The sequence below is a fragment of the Actinomadura craniellae genome, from assembly GCF_003289645.1.
Lineage (GTDB): Bacteria > Actinomycetota > Actinomycetes > Streptosporangiales > Streptosporangiaceae > Actinomadura_D > Actinomadura_D craniellae.
Genome location: NZ_QLYX01000010.1, coordinates 239,057 through 253,472, shown reverse-complemented (window position 1 = coordinate 253,472; position 14,416 = coordinate 239,057). Strand labels below are relative to the sequence as shown.

General features: G+C 73.2%; 15 protein-coding genes. 8 read left to right on the top strand and 7 right to left on the bottom strand.

Features of this window, described 5'->3' with window-relative positions; translation table 11 throughout:
* Positions 1–2: 2 nt before the first annotated feature.
* Positions 3–329: a hydroxyisourate hydrolase gene (uraH, locus tag DPM19_RS22200; protein ID WP_111869892.1), complete on the bottom strand. Its 327-nt coding sequence runs from the start codon at positions 327–329 to the stop codon at positions 3–5.
* A complete protein-coding gene (gene uraD / locus DPM19_RS22195; RefSeq protein WP_111869891.1) occupies positions 326–841 on the bottom strand; it encodes a 2-oxo-4-hydroxy-4-carboxy-5-ureidoimidazoline decarboxylase in 516 nt (171 codons plus the stop codon). Before uraD ends, uraH begins: the two co-directional genes overlap by 4 nt.
* Positions 842–1,167: 326 nt before the next feature.
* Between uraD and DPM19_RS22190 the strand changes: the two genes are divergently transcribed.
* The 6 genes from DPM19_RS22190 to DPM19_RS22165 all read left to right on the top strand — a co-directional run bounded on the left by DPM19_RS22190 (position 1,168) and on the right by DPM19_RS22165 (position 9,415).
* The gene (locus DPM19_RS22190; protein WP_233510634.1) at positions 1,168–2,430 is read left to right on the top strand and encodes a helix-turn-helix domain-containing protein; all 1,263 of its coding nucleotides are present in this window, start codon (positions 1,168–1,170) and stop codon (positions 2,428–2,430) included.
* Between the two features lie 72 nt (positions 2,431–2,502).
* Complete coding sequence (locus DPM19_RS22185) at positions 2,503–3,693, top strand: DUF5685 family protein (RefSeq protein WP_111869890.1); 1,191 nt, start codon at positions 2,503–2,505, stop codon at positions 3,691–3,693.
* 77 nt (positions 3,694–3,770) lie between these two features.
* The gene (locus DPM19_RS22180; RefSeq protein ID WP_111869889.1) at positions 3,771–4,382 is read left to right on the top strand and encodes a copper resistance CopC family protein; all 612 of its coding nucleotides are present in this window, start codon (positions 3,771–3,773) and stop codon (positions 4,380–4,382) included.
* On the top strand, positions 4,375–6,372 hold the full coding sequence (locus DPM19_RS22175) for a cytochrome c oxidase assembly protein (protein WP_233510632.1): 1,998 nt from the start codon (positions 4,375–4,377) through the stop codon (positions 6,370–6,372). Before DPM19_RS22180 ends, DPM19_RS22175 begins: the two co-directional genes overlap by 8 nt.
* Before the next feature lie 132 nt (positions 6,373–6,504).
* A complete protein-coding gene (locus DPM19_RS22170; protein WP_111869888.1) occupies positions 6,505–8,220 on the top strand; it encodes an AMP-binding protein in 1,716 nt (571 codons plus the stop codon).
* Between the two features lie 100 nt (positions 8,221–8,320).
* Entirely contained in the window at positions 8,321–9,415 is a 1,095-nt protein-coding gene (locus DPM19_RS22165; protein ID WP_111869887.1) for a baeRF3 domain-containing protein, read from the top strand.
* A 24-nt stretch (positions 9,416–9,439) separates the two neighbouring features.
* Here DPM19_RS22165 and DPM19_RS22160 read toward each other — a convergent pair whose 3' ends face one another.
* The 4 genes from DPM19_RS22160 to map form a co-directional block, all read right to left on the bottom strand.
* Positions 9,440–10,156 carry a metal-dependent hydrolase gene (locus DPM19_RS22160; RefSeq protein ID WP_199485217.1) on the bottom strand — a complete coding sequence of 239 codons (717 nt, stop codon included), beginning with the start codon at positions 10,154–10,156 and terminating at the stop codon, positions 9,440–9,442.
* A 101-nt stretch (positions 10,157–10,257) separates the two neighbouring features.
* A complete protein-coding gene (locus tag DPM19_RS22155) occupies positions 10,258–10,998 on the bottom strand; it encodes an IucA/IucC family C-terminal-domain containing protein (RefSeq protein WP_111869886.1) in 741 nt (246 codons plus the stop codon).
* A gap of 175 nt (positions 10,999–11,173) precedes the next feature.
* The gene (locus DPM19_RS22150; protein ID WP_111869885.1) at positions 11,174–11,878 is read right to left on the bottom strand and encodes a ComEA family DNA-binding protein; all 705 of its coding nucleotides are present in this window, start codon (positions 11,876–11,878) and stop codon (positions 11,174–11,176) included.
* Positions 11,879–11,946: 68 nt separating this feature from the next.
* A complete protein-coding gene (gene map, locus DPM19_RS22145; protein WP_111869884.1) occupies positions 11,947–12,795 on the bottom strand; it encodes a type I methionyl aminopeptidase in 849 nt (282 codons plus the stop codon).
* A 43-nt stretch (positions 12,796–12,838) separates the two neighbouring features.
* Between map and DPM19_RS22140 the strand changes: the two genes are divergently transcribed.
* Positions 12,839–13,021 carry a hypothetical protein gene (locus DPM19_RS22140; RefSeq protein ID WP_407642566.1) on the top strand — a complete coding sequence of 61 codons (183 nt, stop codon included), beginning with the start codon at positions 12,839–12,841 and terminating at the stop codon, positions 13,019–13,021.
* Between the two features lie 24 nt (positions 13,022–13,045).
* Here the strand turns inward: DPM19_RS22140 and DPM19_RS22135 are convergent, their stop codons facing one another.
* Positions 13,046–13,630 carry a hypothetical protein gene (locus DPM19_RS22135; protein ID WP_199485216.1) on the bottom strand — a complete coding sequence of 195 codons (585 nt, stop codon included), beginning with the start codon at positions 13,628–13,630 and terminating at the stop codon, positions 13,046–13,048.
* Between the two features lie 97 nt (positions 13,631–13,727).
* On the opposite strand from DPM19_RS22135, the gene npdG reads away from it, so the two are divergent.
* Entirely contained in the window at positions 13,728–14,414 is a 687-nt protein-coding gene (gene npdG / locus DPM19_RS22130; protein ID WP_111869882.1) for an NADPH-dependent F420 reductase, read from the top strand.
* Positions 14,415–14,416: the final 2 nt, after the last annotated feature.

Genomic DNA, 14,416 nt, shown 5'->3' with positions numbered 1-14,416 from the left:
GGTCAGCTCCCCCGGTAGGTCGAGTAGCCGAACGGGCTCACCAGCAGCGGTACGTGGTGGTGTTCACCCGGGTCGGCGACGGTGAAGACGACGCTCACCTCCGGATAGAAAGTCGCGGTGCCCAGCCCCGCGAAGTAGGGGCCGGTGCCGAACCGCAGCCGGTAGGTGCCCGGCTCCGGGGCCGGCAACCCGGACAGCCGCCCGTCGGCGTCGGTCACGTCCTCGGCCAGCGGGCTCCAGGTGTCCCCCATGTGCCGGTCGAGCCGGACCGGCACGCCGGCGGCGGGCCGGCCGAGATGGGTGTCGAGGACGTGGGTGGACAGCGTCACCGGTAATGCTCCAGCAGTTTCTCCAGGCGCAGGCGCGCGATCTTGTGCAGTTCGTTCCGGACGATCTCACGCTCGGCGGCGGGGGCGTTGTCCAGCCGCCGGCGCAGCGCGGCGAGCATGTCGGCGGCGGACAGCCCCGTGGCGCAGATCAGGAAGACGTGGCCGAACCGCTCCTCGTAGGCCAGGTTCCCCGCGTGCAGGTCGCGTGCCACCCGGTGGCCGGCGGTGGCGGTTCCCGACTGCTCGCCCCGCGACCAGGCCGACTCGCGGTCGTCTCCCGCGGGCCGGTCGCCGATCCGCGGATGGCGGGCCAGCGCCTCGGCCACGTCCGGCCAGGCCAGGGCGGCGGACGCGGCCTCGGCCGCGGCGAGCGGCGCGGCCGGGTCGGCGAACGGCCGGGCCGCCGCGACCGCGCGCGCCCAGGCCGGCGCGCCGCAGCAGGCCAGCAACTCGCGCTCGGCGTCGGGAGGCGGCAGCCCGTTCAGCCACCGCACCCCGTTGTCGTCGGTCATTCCCCCAGTACAACAGGGTTCGGGCGGGCCCCGTACCGGCGGATTCGATGAACCGGCGGCCCGATCGTCGTCAGGCTTCACCATTCTCGCCCGGTTTTGACATGCTTCCGGGTGATCCCGCCTGTCTAGTCAGGTACGCAAGATTTTTCTGGTGGGCCATCTCGCGCTGGTCGACCACGGATGATTACGCTTCGTACCGGATCCGGTGAAACGAGAAGCCTTCGGCATGCGATCTCGACACACTGGAAGGATTCGGGCCGTGCGTTGAAGGTGGCGGTGAGTTCGTGATGGTCGGTCAAGAATCCCTTGGGCAGCGGATCCGGACGTTGCGCATCCGACAGGGGATCAGTCAGGCACAGCTCGCCTTCCCCGAGCTGTCCGACAGCTACATCTCGCTGATCGAGAGCGACAAGCGCGTTCCGGCGCCGAGCGTGATCGAGCTGCTGGCCGGCAAGCTCAACTGCTCGGCGACCTATCTGGTCAGCGGGGTCAGCGAAGAGGTCGTCGACGAGCTGCGGGTGACCCTCGACTACGCCGAGATCGCCTTGCAGAACGGGGCGGCGGCCGAGGCCCGCGCCCGGTTCGCCGAGGTGCTGGACAACAAGGACGCGGTGGCGCTGCCGGACCTGCTGCACCAGGCCCGCTGGGGGCACGCCCTGGCGCTGGAGGCCACCGGAGAGCTGGAGGCGGCCATCGCCGAGCTGCGGCAGCTCACCACCGAGGCATCCGCCGAGGCCGACCTCGACCACTGGGCCAGGGTGCACGTGGCGCTGAGCCGCTGCCTGCGCGAGCGCGGCGACCTGAGCGCCAGCGTCCAGGTCGCCGAGGAGGCGCTGCGGCAGCTCGCCACCATCGGGTCCGAGCACACCGACGCCGCGGTGCATCTGGGCGCCATGCTGCTGGCCGCCTTCATCGAGCGGGGCGACCTCGTCCGCGCCCACCAGCTCGCCGACCAGCTGATCGACCGGGCCGAGCGGCTCGGCAGCCCCAAGGCGCGGATGGCCGCGTACTGGGAGGCGGCCTACGTCGCCGAGATCCGCGGCGAGTACGAGGTCGGCGCCGCGCTCGCCGAGCGGGCCCTGCTGCTGCTCGGCGAGGAGGAGGACCGGCGCAACCTCAACCGGCTCCGCACCGCCTACGCCAGCCTGCTGCTGCGCGCCCGTCCCGAGGAGGCCGCGCAGGCCCGGGAGCTGCTGGTGCGGGTGCGCCGCGAGATCGCGGCCAGCGCCGCCGGCGAGATCGACGTGGCCTGGTGCCTGACCGAGCTGGCCCGCGCCGAGACCGCGCTCGGCCGCCCGGCCGCCGCCGCCGAACTCGCCGGAGAGGCGATCGAACTGCTCGGCGAGGCGCCCCGGCGGGCCACCGCATGGGCGCTCACCGTGTTGGGGGAGGCGCTGGTCCGGCTGGGCCGGCGCGACGAGGCGGTGTCCGCGCTGACCCGCGCGGCGACCCACCTGGAGGAGATGGAGGCGACCCGGGACGCGGCGCAGACCTGGTTCGACCTGGCGGAACTGCTGGGAGAGACCGAAGCGGGGGAGGAGCCCCGGCTGGCCGCCTACCGGAGGGCGCTCGCCTGTGCCGGATTGTGATCTCGCCCGAACCCAGAACCCAGGTGATGCGGTCATAATGCGCCGGACGGGGCCGAGGGGAGAACACAGCAGATGTTCGGTGTCATCCGCCCATGCCAGCACGGTATGTGTACATCGCTCTTCAAGGAATGGATGGCCCACCTCTGCGGCCTGTGCCTGACCCTGCGCAGGGAACACGGCCAGGCCGCGCGCCTGGTCACCAACTACGACGGCCTGCTGGTGTCGGTGCTCGTCGAGGCCCAGCGGCCGGGCGGTTCGGCGCACCGCACCGCCGGGCCGTGCGCGCTGCGCGGAATGCGCACCGCGGACGTGGTCGACGCCCGGGACGAGGGCGCCCGGCTGGCCGCCGCGGTCTCCCTGCTGCTGGCCGCGGGCAAGACCCGCGACCACCTGGCGGACGGCGACGGCGCCCACGCCCGCCGGCCGGTGGCGGCCGTGGCCGGCCGGCTGGCTGGCCGCTGGGACGCGGCCGGGGAACGGACCGGCGCGGCCGTGGGCTTCGACCCCGGCCCGCTGCGCTCCGCGGCACTGCGCCAGGCCGAACTGGAGGCGACCCCCGGGCTGGGCCTGCTGGAGCTCACCGAGCCGACCGAGCTGGCGGTGGCGGCGGCCTTCGCGCACACCGCGGTGCTGGCGGGCCGGCCGGGCAACGCCGAACCGCTCGCCGAGGCCGGCCGGTTCTTCGGCCGGCTCGCCCACCTGCTCGACGCGGTCGAGGACTACCACGACGACCGGGCGGCGGGCGCCTTCAACCCGCTGCTGGCCACCGGCACCACGGCCGGGGAGGCGCGCCGGCACTGCGACGACGCGCTGCACGGGCTGCGGCTGGCCCTGGCCGAACTGGAGCTGGCGGAACCCCGGCTGGTGCACGCCCTGCTCGACCGTGAGGCGCGCCGCTCCGTCGACCGCGTCTTCGCCGGGTACCCGCCGCACGGGCCCGGCGGATACCCGCCGGGACAGCCCTACGGCCCCGGCGGGTACCCGCCGCAGCAGCCCTACGGTCCGGGCGGGTACCCGCCGCCGCAGTACCCGCCGGGCCGCCCGCCCCGGCCGCCGTTCCCGGTGCCCTGCTTCTCCGGGACGCTGTCCTGCGCCAGCTGCGGGATCTGGCAGCCGCCGTGGAGCAGGTGGCACGGCAGGCGCTGTCGTGACCGCTGCCACTGCACTCGGCGCCGGGGGGACGGCGGCTCCGGCGACTCCTGCGCGAACTGCTGCGACTGCTCCGGTTCCTGCTGCAAGTGCGACTGCTGCGACTGCTCCTGAACCCCGCCTGGGTACCGGGCACCACAGGCAGTCACTATCGTTGAGGGGTTACCCCGCCCCTACCTGGAGATCGCGCAATGCCGCGCACCATCATGACCCGCACCCGCACGTTCGCCGTGGCCCTCCTGCTGGCCCTGGGCGCGGGCGTCCTCCTGGCCTCTCCGGCCGCCGCGCACACCCGGCTGATCAGCAGCAACCCCGCCAAGAACGCGAAGGTGGCCCCGCCGAGCGAGGTGCTGCTAGTTTTCAGCGACCGGATCCAGCACGCGAAGGTCCTGGTCAAGGACACCGCGGGCAAGGAGTTCCAGACCGGCGAGGCACGCCGTGACGGGCCCCGGGTGACGCAGTCGCTCAGCGGCGCGCTGCCGGCCGGCTCCTACACCGTCGCCTACCGGGTGGTCGGCGAGGACGGGCACCCGATCCCCGGCACCCTGGACTTCACCGTGACCGGCGGCGACACACCGACCAGCGACGCCGGGGCGACGCCGGCGCCGGGCACCACGCCCACCCTCCCGCCGGGCGCGGAGCCCGCCGGTGCGCCGGCCTCTCCCGCCGGCGCGCAGAAGGCCGACGACGGCGGCTCGAACACGCCGCTCGTGATCGGCGGCGGGCTGCTGCTGGGCGTCGGGATCGGGTTCGCCTGGGTCGTCCTGCGCCGCCGCGACCCGGCGGGGAACAGCGGTGAATAAGCAGGCCCTCGGGATCGCGCGGGCCGCGGCCATCGCCGCGGCCGCCGCCCTGGCCGCCCTCGTCGCGACGCTGGTCGCGGGCGGGGCGGTCACCGAGAAGGTCATCCCCGGATTGGGCGACGCGGGTGCGACGACCCGCTGGGGGCTGCCCGCGGCCCGGCTCGTGATGGACGTGGGCGCCGTCCTGACCGTGGGCGCGCTGCTGGCGGCGGCGGCGCTGCTGCCACTGCCGCAGGGGCGGCTCGGCCCCGCCGCCACGGGCTACCTGCGGGCGGCCTCCTGGACCGCCGTGCTCTGGGCGGCCGCCGCCGGGACCACCCTGGTGCTCACCGTCTCCGACGTGCTCGGCGAACCGCCCGGCAAGGTCCTCGCCGGCAACGAGCTGAGCAGCTACATCGGCTCGCTGCCGCAGGGCACCGGGCTGTTGCTCGTCATCCTGCTCACCGTGGTCGTCGCCCTGCTGGCCCGCACCACGGTCACCCCGAACGGGGCGGGCGGCCTGCTCCTGGTGGCCGGGATCGCGCTGCTGCCGCCGCCGCTGACCGGCCACTCCGCCTCCGCCGCCAACCACGGCGCCGCGGTCACCGCGCTGGCCCTGCACGTGGTGGCGGTCGTCCTGTGGGTGGGCGGGCTGGTCATGCTCGGGTTGCATGCCCGCCGCGACGCCGACGGGCTCGGCGTCATGGCCGACCGCTTCAGCCGGATGGCGCTGGGGTGCTACGTCCTCGTCGGGTTCAGCGGGCTGGCCAACGTCGCGGCCCGGCTGCCCGAGCCGGCCGAGCTGTTCACCAGCGCGTACGGGCGGCTGGTGCTGGCGAAGGCGGTCGCGTTCGCGGTGCTCGGCTGGTTCGGCTGGTGGCACCGCCGCCGGACGCTGCCCGCGGTGGCCGACCGGAAGCCGCGCGCGTTCATCCGACTGGCCACGGTCGAGGTGGCGGTGATGGGCGCGGTGATGGGCCTGGCGGTGGGTCTGGCCCGCACCGCCCCGCCCGTCGTCGCGCTGGAGGAGGACCCGGTCCGCTCGCTGCTCGGCTACGGCATGCCCCCGCCGCTCACGGTCGGCCGGCTGCTCGGCCTGTGGCGGCTGGACTTCTTCTTCGCACTGGTCGTCGTGGTCCTCGCCGGGCTGTACGTGGCGGGGCTGGTCCGGCTGTACCGGCGGGGCGACCGCTGGCCGGTCGGGCGCACCGTCGCCTGGTTCCTGGGCCTGATCACGCTCGTCGCGGTGACCCAGACCGGGGTGGCCACGTACGCGCCGATCCTGTTCAGCGTGCACATGGCCCAGCACATGGTGCTCTCGATGATCACGCCGATCTTCCTGGTGCTGGGCGCGCCGCTCACCCTGGCGCTGCGGGCGCTGAAGCCCGCGAAGGTCCGGGGCGACCGGGGGCCGCGCGAGTGGCTGACGGCGATCCTGCACAGCCGGGTCATCGCCGTGGTGGCGCATCCCGGCGTGGCCACGGCGATCTTCGTGACGAGCACCTTCGCGCTGTACTTCACCCCGCTGTTCGAGAGCGCGATGCGCGACCATCTCGGGCACATCGCGATGGAGGTCCACTTCCTGGCCTCCGGGGCGCTGTTCTTCTGGGTGCTCATCGGGGTGGACCCGGCGCCGCGCCGGCTGCCGCACGTCGGCCGGCTGCTGCTGCTGTTCGTCACGATGCCGTTCCACGCCTTCTTCGGGATCGCGCTGATGAACCTCAGCCAGCCGATCGCCGCGGGCTGGTACAACGTGGTCCGGCCGCCCTGGGGTACGTCCGTGCTCGAAGACCAGCACGCGGGCGGCGCGATCGCCTGGGGGTTCGGTGAGATCCCGACCCTCATCGTGCTGATCGTCATCGGCGCCCAGTGGTTCCTGGACGACCAGCGGCAGGCCCGCCGGCAGGATCGCAAGGCGGACCGAGCCGGGGCCGGGCAGGAGGACGACGAGCTGGCCCGGTACAACGCCCAGCTGGCGGCCCTCGCCGATCGCGACGCGCGCGAGCGCTGACACCGTGCCCGCGGTGCTCGGTCCTCGTTGACGATCACCCCTTGTACGAAACACCCGAACGCGGTTCTATTTGGCGTACGGTGAGGATCCTCACACCGACGCAGGTCCGAAACTCGTGGAAGGGCGATAACCATGGGCGCGACGTCCGGGACACACCTCGCACACTGGCCGGCCGGGCTGCCGCGCTCGCTGGAGTACCCGGACGTGCCGGTGGGCGCGATCCTGGCCGGCGCGGCCCGCCGGTTCGGCGCGCGCACGGCCTTCCACTACGCCGGACAGGACCTCTCCTTCACCGAACTCGCCGCCGCCGCGGCGCGCTTCGCCCACGGGCTGCGGGAGCGCGGCATCGGCCGCGGCGACGTGGTCGCCCTGCACCTGCCCAACCTGCCGGAGTTCCCGATCGCCTACTACGGGACCCTGCTGGCCGGCGCCACCTTCTCGCCCTGCAACCCGCTGCTGCCGCCGGACGACCTGGCCCACCAGCTCGACGACTGCGGGGCTATCGCGGTGGTGACGCTGGACTTCGTGGCGGCCCCGGTCGCCCAGGCGCTCGGCCGGACCAAGATCAAGACCGTGATCATCACAGGGCTGCTCGGGGAGCCGGACGTGCCGGGCCTGTGCGACGGAGCCTTCGCCGAGTGCGGCGTCGCCTTCGCCGAGATCGGCGCGGGCCGTCCCGACACCCCGCCCGAGGTGGAGATCGACACCGCCGACCTGGCGCACATCGCCTACACCGGCGGGACCACCGGGCGCTCCAAGGGCGTCATGATCCCGCACCGCAACGCGGTGCTCTGCTCGCTCCAGTACGGCTGCTGGGCCGCGGGCTCGGTGCCCGCTCTGGACGAGGCCGGCGGGCTGATCCTCGACCAGGTCGGCGCCCTGGAGGAGTACCCGACCCGGCTCGGCACCGGCGTGCTCGTCAACGTCGCCCCCTGGTTCCATGCCATGGGCACCATCGCCTACCTCAACATCCAGCTGCTCTCCGGCAACACCGTGATCATCCACCCGCGGCTGGACGTGCCGGCCTTCCTCGCCGACATGGAGAAGTTCCAGGCCACCAACCTGGGCGGCGCCCCGGCGCTGTTCTCCGCGCTGTTCGCCGACCCCTCCTTCGAGACCCTCGACCTGTCCGCGGTGCGCGGCATCTCCTCGGGTGCGGCCCCGCTGTCGGTGGAGATGCTCAACCGGCTGCAGGAGAGGTTCCCCGACGCGGTCATCGGCGAGGGGTACGGGCTCACCGAGGTCACCATGGGCCTGACCGCCAACCCGTCGAACGTCTCGGGGCTGCGCAAGGCCGGCAGCGTCGGCGTCCCGGTCTTCGACACCCAGATCAAGGTGGTCCCGGTGGAGGCCGCGACCGTCGACGACGCCACCCCCGCGCTGCCGGCCGGGCAGGAGGGCGAGGTGTGCGGCAAGGGCCCGCAGGTGATGGCCGGCTACCTGAACCGGCCGGAGGCGACCGCCGAGGTGCTGGGCGCCGACGGCTGGCTGCGCACCGGCGACATCGGCGTCATCGACGAAGACGGCTACCTGTTCATCGTCGACCGCAAGAAGGACATGCTGCTCTACAACGGCTACAACGTGTACCCCCGGGAACTGGAGGAGATCCTGTTCTCCCACCCGGCGGTAGCCAACGCGGCCGTGATCGGCCGGCCGGACGAGAAGGCCGGCGAGCTGCCCACCGCGTTCGTGGTGCGCTCGGGCGAGGTGACGGCGGAGGAACTGCTGGCCTTCGTGAACGAGAAGGTCGTGCCCTACAAGAAGCTCCGCGAGGTCATCTTCACCGACGAGATCCCGGTGTCGGCGGCCGGCAAGGTGCTCAAGCGCGACCTGCGTGATCGGCTCTGAACAGGGGTTATAAGGTGGAATGACTCCGCCTTATACCTCGTTTACCGGTTGTCCGTTACAAAGGTGGCAACGGGGGAGTATGCCATCTGATCGGGGGATCATGGACGCCGTAACCCTGTCCCAGCTTCGCAAACCGCGCACCTTCCCGGCGGTCTCGGTGCTGATGCCGACCAGCCGCCACGCTCCGGAGAACCAGCAGGACCCCATCCGGCTGCGCAACCTGCTGGCGGAGGTCCGCCGCAGGCTCCGCGCCGACGGGCGGATCAGCCCGGGCACCGCCGACGAGGTGGTGCACGGGCTGGAGGCCGCCGCCGGGGAGGTGGACCTGGCCCATGCCGGCGACGCGCTGGTGCTGCTCGCCGCACCGGCCGAGCACCACGCCTTCATGCTGGCCCAGCCGGTCGACGAGCGGGTGGTGGTGGACACCACGTTCGTCACCCGCGACCTGGTGGCCGAGTACACCCGGAGCCGCCGCTACTGGGTGCTGGCGCTGTCGGACCGCCGTGTTCGGCTGCTGGACGGCTTCGACGACGAGCTCGCCGAGATCTCCCTGTACGGCTTCCCGATGCGCCACCGGCTGCCCGAGGACGCCGCCGAGGGGGCGGGCAAGCTCGACCGGCCGCCGCGCACGTCGCCCGACGAGCGGCAGCGCCAGTTCTTCCGGGAGGTCGGCACCGCCCTCGACCGGGTGCTCGCCGAGGACCGGCGGCCCGTGGTGGTCGCCGGGGTGACCCGCCACCACGCCTTCTTCGACGAGGTGGCCGGCCCGGCGGTGACGGTCGCCGGCCGGATCGAGGGCTGCCACGAGACCACCTCGCCGCACGACCTCGCGGTGCTCGCCCGGCCGGTGCTGGCGGCCTACGAGGATCTGCGCGAGGTGGCCGTCCTGGCCGAACTGGAGGCGGCCCGCAACGCCCGCCGCTACGCCGCCGGGCTGGACGAGACGACCCGGCTGGCCGAGGAGGGCCGGGCGGCGCACCTGGTGGTCGAGCGCGGCTACTACGCCCCGGCGCTGCGGGACGGAGACACCCTGATCCTCATCGAGGGTGACGCGAGCCTCTACCACGGGGACGTGATCGACGACGTGGTCGACCACGTCATCGAGACGGTGCTGGACTACGGCGGTGACGTCACCTTCGTGTCCGACGGCTTCCTGATCGACCACGACCGGATCGCCATGGTCGTCCGCTACTGAAGGGCGCCGCCGCGCGGCCGGGCCTCAGGTCAGCCAGTCGGTGGCCCGGTCGCCCAGCGCGGAGCGCAGGGACAGCACCACGATCGCGAGGGTGAGCAGCGGGGCGATCACCCAGCGCTCGACCTTGCCGTCGGTACGGGGGATGAGCGGGACGCCGATCCGCTTCTTCACCGGCCAGAACACCGGGCAGCCGCGCGGGGTGAGGCAGTCACCGGCCACGTGCGCGATGCAGCCCAGGAACACGGCGTAGCCCACGAACCGCATGTCCACACCGTGCAGCAGGAAGACCACTCCGGCGGCCAGCAGGGCGTCCAGCGTCTCGGCGTAGACCTCGCGGCCCCGCACCTTGAAGTCGATCCCGGCGCCGCGCAGCCCCAGTGCCACGATGAGGAACAGCAGCACCCACCAGCCGTACACGAAGTGGGTGGCCAGCAGCTCGCTGGCGATGCCCATGGCGACCGCGAACAGGATCGAGTGGGTGGCCTGCCGGTGGCCGCCGGACGCCTTGGCGACCGCCTTGGTCAGCACCCGAGTGATCGGGCCGAGGGTGTTGGAGATCGTGCCCTTGTGGTGGTCGATGTCGGGCAGCATCGCCGCTCCCGCGCAGACCACGGCCCCGCCGGCGATCTGGGCCGGGGTCAGCGACACGGCGTAGGAACCCAGCAGGGGCTCGTGGGTCAGCAGCGGCACGGAGGCCAGCCAGGCGGCGGCACCGGAAAGCGCGTGGCTTTGACCCATCATGAGAATTTCCCCCGGGGTTGGTCGGTATGGCCGGACTTTAGCCTGATCTTGCTTCCCCGGGCGCGACGGCGCGCCGGACCCCCGTGTGGGATGGGACGCCGCTACCGCTCGCCGGGTTCCCGGATCAGGCAGCAGGTGGGGCAGGCTTCCGCGCCCGGCAGCGTCACCCACAGGCAGCAGGTCCGCCGGCGTAGCCCCGGCGGCCCCGGGAGGGGACGGACCAGCCCGGCGACCGGCGGGCCGAGCCCGTCCAGCAGGGCGGGCACGACGGTCTCGGCCGGCTCGGGCAGCGACTCCGCATGGGCCGCCAGCGGGTAGGCGAAGGCCTCGGCCACCGACCCCCACAGCGTGCGCTCGCCCACCCGGGTGCGCGCGTGCAGGGCGCGGATCAGCGGCGCGAGGTGGTCCTCCAGCAGGGTCCGGCGGACCATCGCCAGCAGCGCGGTCTCGTCGGCTGCCACCACGGTGCCGGGCCGTCCCGCGACCGGGTCCGTGGCGGTGACGGCCACCGTCAGGTCCCGCGGCCCCACGAGCAGGTGCGGCTCGTCGTCCAGCGGGAGCAGCATCGGCGGCCCGCCCAGCGGGACCCGGCGGCCGAGCGCCCAGCCGAGCGTCACCGGCAGGACCGCCCAGTAGGAGTAGGACTTCCACAGCAGCGCCGCTGCGACGTGCGGTGGGGCGTCCCAGCGCCGCGCCTCGGCCTCGATCAGCTCGGGCAGCCGGTCGGCGGGCCGCCAGCCGGGCTCGGCGCCGGCCCGCAACCCCGCCGGCACGCCGGCGGCGGCGTCCAGCAGGGCACTGAGCGGTTCGGGCAGCAGTTCCTCGCCTGTCGGGGCGGCCATGTCAGGCGGTCCAGGCTGGGAGGGGGCCGGCCGCGCCGGCCGGATCGTCGAGCTTCGGGGTGCCTGCCGCGATCTCCGCTGGTTGAGCCATAGGTTAAGTAAGCCTTCCCTAAGTTCGGTAGGCTCACCCTATATCGGAGTCTTTGTCGCTTTTTTGGGGGCGGTGTTCCGGGCGTCAGCGCAGGAAGAGCCCGTACTCGGCCAGGTCGGCGGTGAGGGCGGGCGGCAGCTCGGCCAGCGCCGACAGCTCCTCCGCGGACATGAACCCGCCGGTGTCCTCGCGCACCCGCACGATCCGCGCGGCCAACTCGGGGGTCAGCCCGGGCAGCAGGGTCAACGCCTCGGCGGGCGCGTGGTTGAAGTCGATCAGGCCGCCGTCGTCGTACTGCCGGGGCAGGTCAGGCCGGCCGATCCGCAGCTCGCGCGCCAGCCCCGGATCGGCGGCCGCCAACTCCCTGGCCTTCTGCCGCATCAGCCGCTGCCGCCGCACCCGCTCGATCGCCTTCTCGTTGCCGGCCAGCCCGGCCGCCCCGCTGGGGTCGAACACCCGGCGGCGGACGATGAACGCGTGCGCGCAGCCCACGATCGCCTGGAAGCCGGCCAGCAGGCCCGCGGTGCTCCAGCCGGACTCCCCGGCCTCCTGCGCGATTTCCAACTCGGGCGCGGCCAGCACCTGGAGTGCGAAGACGCCCGAGTAGACCAGGGCCGCCAGCAGCAGGTGCCAGGTGCGCCGCCACAGCGCCGCCGCGGCGAAGGTGAACGGCGTCGCGAGGCCGAACGTGAGGAACGGCAACGCCGCCCAGGTCACGCTCAGCGCCGCCCGCCCCGGGGGCATGCTGTCGGAGGGGACCCGCGGTTCGTACGGCGCCGGGACGTTCATGGCGAGGGCTGCCTCCGGCCGGAGGGGTTATGGACGTGGATCAAGCGTCGTCGTACCCGCCGGGCGGGTCAGGGAAGCGTCAGGATCTCGTGGCCATCATCGGTCACCAGAATGGTGTGCTCGAACTGCGCGGTGCGCTTGCGGTCCTTGGTGACGACCGTCCAGCCGTCCTTCCAGATGTCGTAGTCGATCGTGCCCAGGGTGAGCATCGGCTCGATCGTGAACGTCATCCCCGGCTCCATGGTCGTGCCGGCCTGCGGGTCGTCGTAGTGCGGCACGATCAGCCCGGAGTGGAACGTGGTGCCGATGCCGTGGCCGGTGAAGTCGCGCACCACCCCGTAGCCGAACCGCCGGGCGTAGGACTCGATGACCCGGCCGATCACGTTCATCGCCCGGCCCGGCGCCACCGCGCGGATCGCCCGGTCTGCGGCCTCCCGGGTGCGCTCCACCAGCAGCCGGGACTCCTCGTCGACGTCGCCGACCAGGAAGGTGGCGTCGGTGTCGCCGTGCACCCCGCCGATGAAGGCGGTGATGTCGACGTTGACGATGTCGCCGTCGCGCAACTCGGTGTCGTCGGGGATGCCGTGGCAGATCACCTCGTTGATGGAGGTGCACAGCGACTTGGGGTAGCCGCGGTAGCCGAGCGTCGAGGGGTAGGCGTCGTGGTCGAGCAGGAACTCGTGGCCGATGCGGTCGAGCTCGTCGGTGGTGATGCCCGGCCGCACGTGCCGGCCCACCTCCTGCAGCGCCTGGGCCGCGATCCGGCCGGCCACCCGCATCGCCTCGATGATTTCGGGCGTCTTGACATCGGGCTCGCCGGTACGCGGCCGCTTCTTGCCCACGTATTCGGGCCGCGGGATGTGCGCGGGGACTTTGCGCAGCGGCGAGACGCGGCCGGGCCGGAGTTGGGTTGTCATGTTCTGCGAGTGTAGTTGGCCCATCCTGGGCACGATGTCAGCCGTGAAAGAGGACGATGGTGACTGGTGGTTCTGTCTCAAGCACATGAAGGTCGAGCACGGCGTCGGCTGCCCCGGCAAGGACCGGATGGGCCCGTACGGCTCGGAACAGGAGGCGGCCGGCGCGCTGGAGCTGGCCCGCCGCCGCAACGAGGACTGGCGCGAGCAGGACAAGGAGTGGGGCTAGCCGGCCCGGTCCGGTCGACACGATTTAGTCGACCACCGGGCCGCTGATGGTCGCGAGCACCCGGGCGAGCCGGTCGCGCAGGCCGCGCCGCGGCTCCACCGGCCGGCCCGCCGCGGCGCTGACCAGGTGCTGCGCGCCGTCGAAGGAGACCAGCCCGTCGGCGGGCGGTACGGTCAGCGCCTCGTGGGCGAGCCCGGCCAGCTCGCGGTCGCCGCCCTCCAGCGCCAGCACCACCGCCCCGGTGCGCCGGGCGTCGTCCACGCGTTCCAGCAGCGGTGCCGGAGCGTCCTCCTCGGCGACCACGAACAGGGTCTCGCCGCGCCGTGCCGCGGCCAACCGGTCGAGCCCGACCCGCAGGTGCGGGGGCGCGTCCGGCGGCGGCTCCCAGCGCACCAGCGTCGGCGCCAGCCCGGGGACGTCGTTGTGGCGGCTCTCGTCGTCGAGGTGGGCGGCCAGGTGCCAGGGATCGTCCCCTGGGGTGCCCACCAGCAGCAGCCCGCCCGGCCGCCGGGCCGAGACCCGCAGGGCGCGGGCGAACTCGCCGGTGCGCTCCAGCCATCCCGTGGCGGACAGCACCTCGCGCAACATCGCCACCTGGTCGTTGTCCACCCGCCCATGGTGCCCCATCCGGGGCCGTGGCCACCGGGTTTCCGGGCCGGGAGCCCCGATCGTCATGGGGTAAGTGCGGCCTGGCAGGATTTGTCACATGACTCAGCAGACCTCGCCGCACGACCTCCCCGATGTCGCCGGGCTGACCCTCGGCATCCTCGGCGGCACCGGAGACCAGGGCAAGGGATTGGCCCGGCGGTTCGCGCTGGCCGGCCACCAGGTGCTCATCGGCTCCCGCGACGCCGAACGGGCCGCCCGCGCCGCCGCCGACCTGGACCCGGGGCTGCCGGTGCGCGGGGCCGACAACGCCACCGTGGCGCGCGAGGCCGACGTCGTGATCGTGGCGGTGCCCTGGGACGGCCACCGGGCCACGCTGGAGTCGCTGCGCGCCGAACTCGAAGGCAAGATCGTGGTCGACTGCGTCAACCCGCTGGGGTTCGACAAGCAGGGCGCGTACGCGCTGCCCGTCGAGGAGGGCAGCGCCGCCCAGCAGGCCGCCGCCGTGCTGCCGGACAGCCGGGTGATCGGCGCGTTCCACCACGTCTCCGCGGTGCTGCTGCTGGACCCCGGGGTCGCCGAGATGGACCTGGACATCCTGGTGGTCGGCGACGACCGGGAGGCGTCCGACATGGTGCGGGCGCTGGCGGCGCGGATCCCCGGGATGCGCGGCATCTACGGCGGCCGGCTGCGCAACGCCCACCAGGTGGAGGCGTTCACCGCCAACCTGATTTCCATCAACCGGCGGTACAAAGCCCACGCCGGGCTGCGGGTGACCGACGTCTGAGC

What these genes read in the sequence shown, in the direction of transcription:
- uraD (WP_111869891.1), bottom strand. Translation starts at nt 841, where the DNA reads ATGACCGACGACAACGGGGTGCGGTGGCTGAACGGGCTGCCGCCTCCC.
- DPM19_RS22185 (WP_111869890.1), top strand. Translation starts at nt 2,503, where the DNA reads ATGTTCGGTGTCATCCGCCCATGCCAGCACGGTATGTGTACATCGCTC.
- DPM19_RS22180 (WP_111869889.1), top strand. Translation starts at nt 3,771, where the DNA reads ATGCCGCGCACCATCATGACCCGCACCCGCACGTTCGCCGTGGCCCTC.
- DPM19_RS22150 (WP_111869885.1), bottom strand. Translation starts at nt 11,878, where the DNA reads ATGAACGTCCCGGCGCCGTACGAACCGCGGGTCCCCTCCGACAGCATG.
- DPM19_RS22155 (WP_111869886.1), bottom strand. Translation starts at nt 10,998, where the DNA reads ATGGCCGCCCCGACAGGCGAGGAACTGCTGCCCGAACCGCTCAGTGCC.
- DPM19_RS22170 (WP_111869888.1), top strand. Translation starts at nt 6,505, where the DNA reads ATGGGCGCGACGTCCGGGACACACCTCGCACACTGGCCGGCCGGGCTG.
- npdG (WP_111869882.1), top strand. Translation starts at nt 13,728, where the DNA reads ATGACTCAGCAGACCTCGCCGCACGACCTCCCCGATGTCGCCGGGCTG.
- map (WP_111869884.1), bottom strand. Translation starts at nt 12,795, where the DNA reads ATGACAACCCAACTCCGGCCCGGCCGCGTCTCGCCGCTGCGCAAAGTC.
- DPM19_RS22165 (WP_111869887.1), top strand. Translation starts at nt 8,321, where the DNA reads ATGGACGCCGTAACCCTGTCCCAGCTTCGCAAACCGCGCACCTTCCCG.
- DPM19_RS22160 (WP_199485217.1), bottom strand. Translation starts at nt 10,156, where the DNA reads ATGATGGGTCAAAGCCACGCGCTTTCCGGTGCCGCCGCCTGGCTGGCC.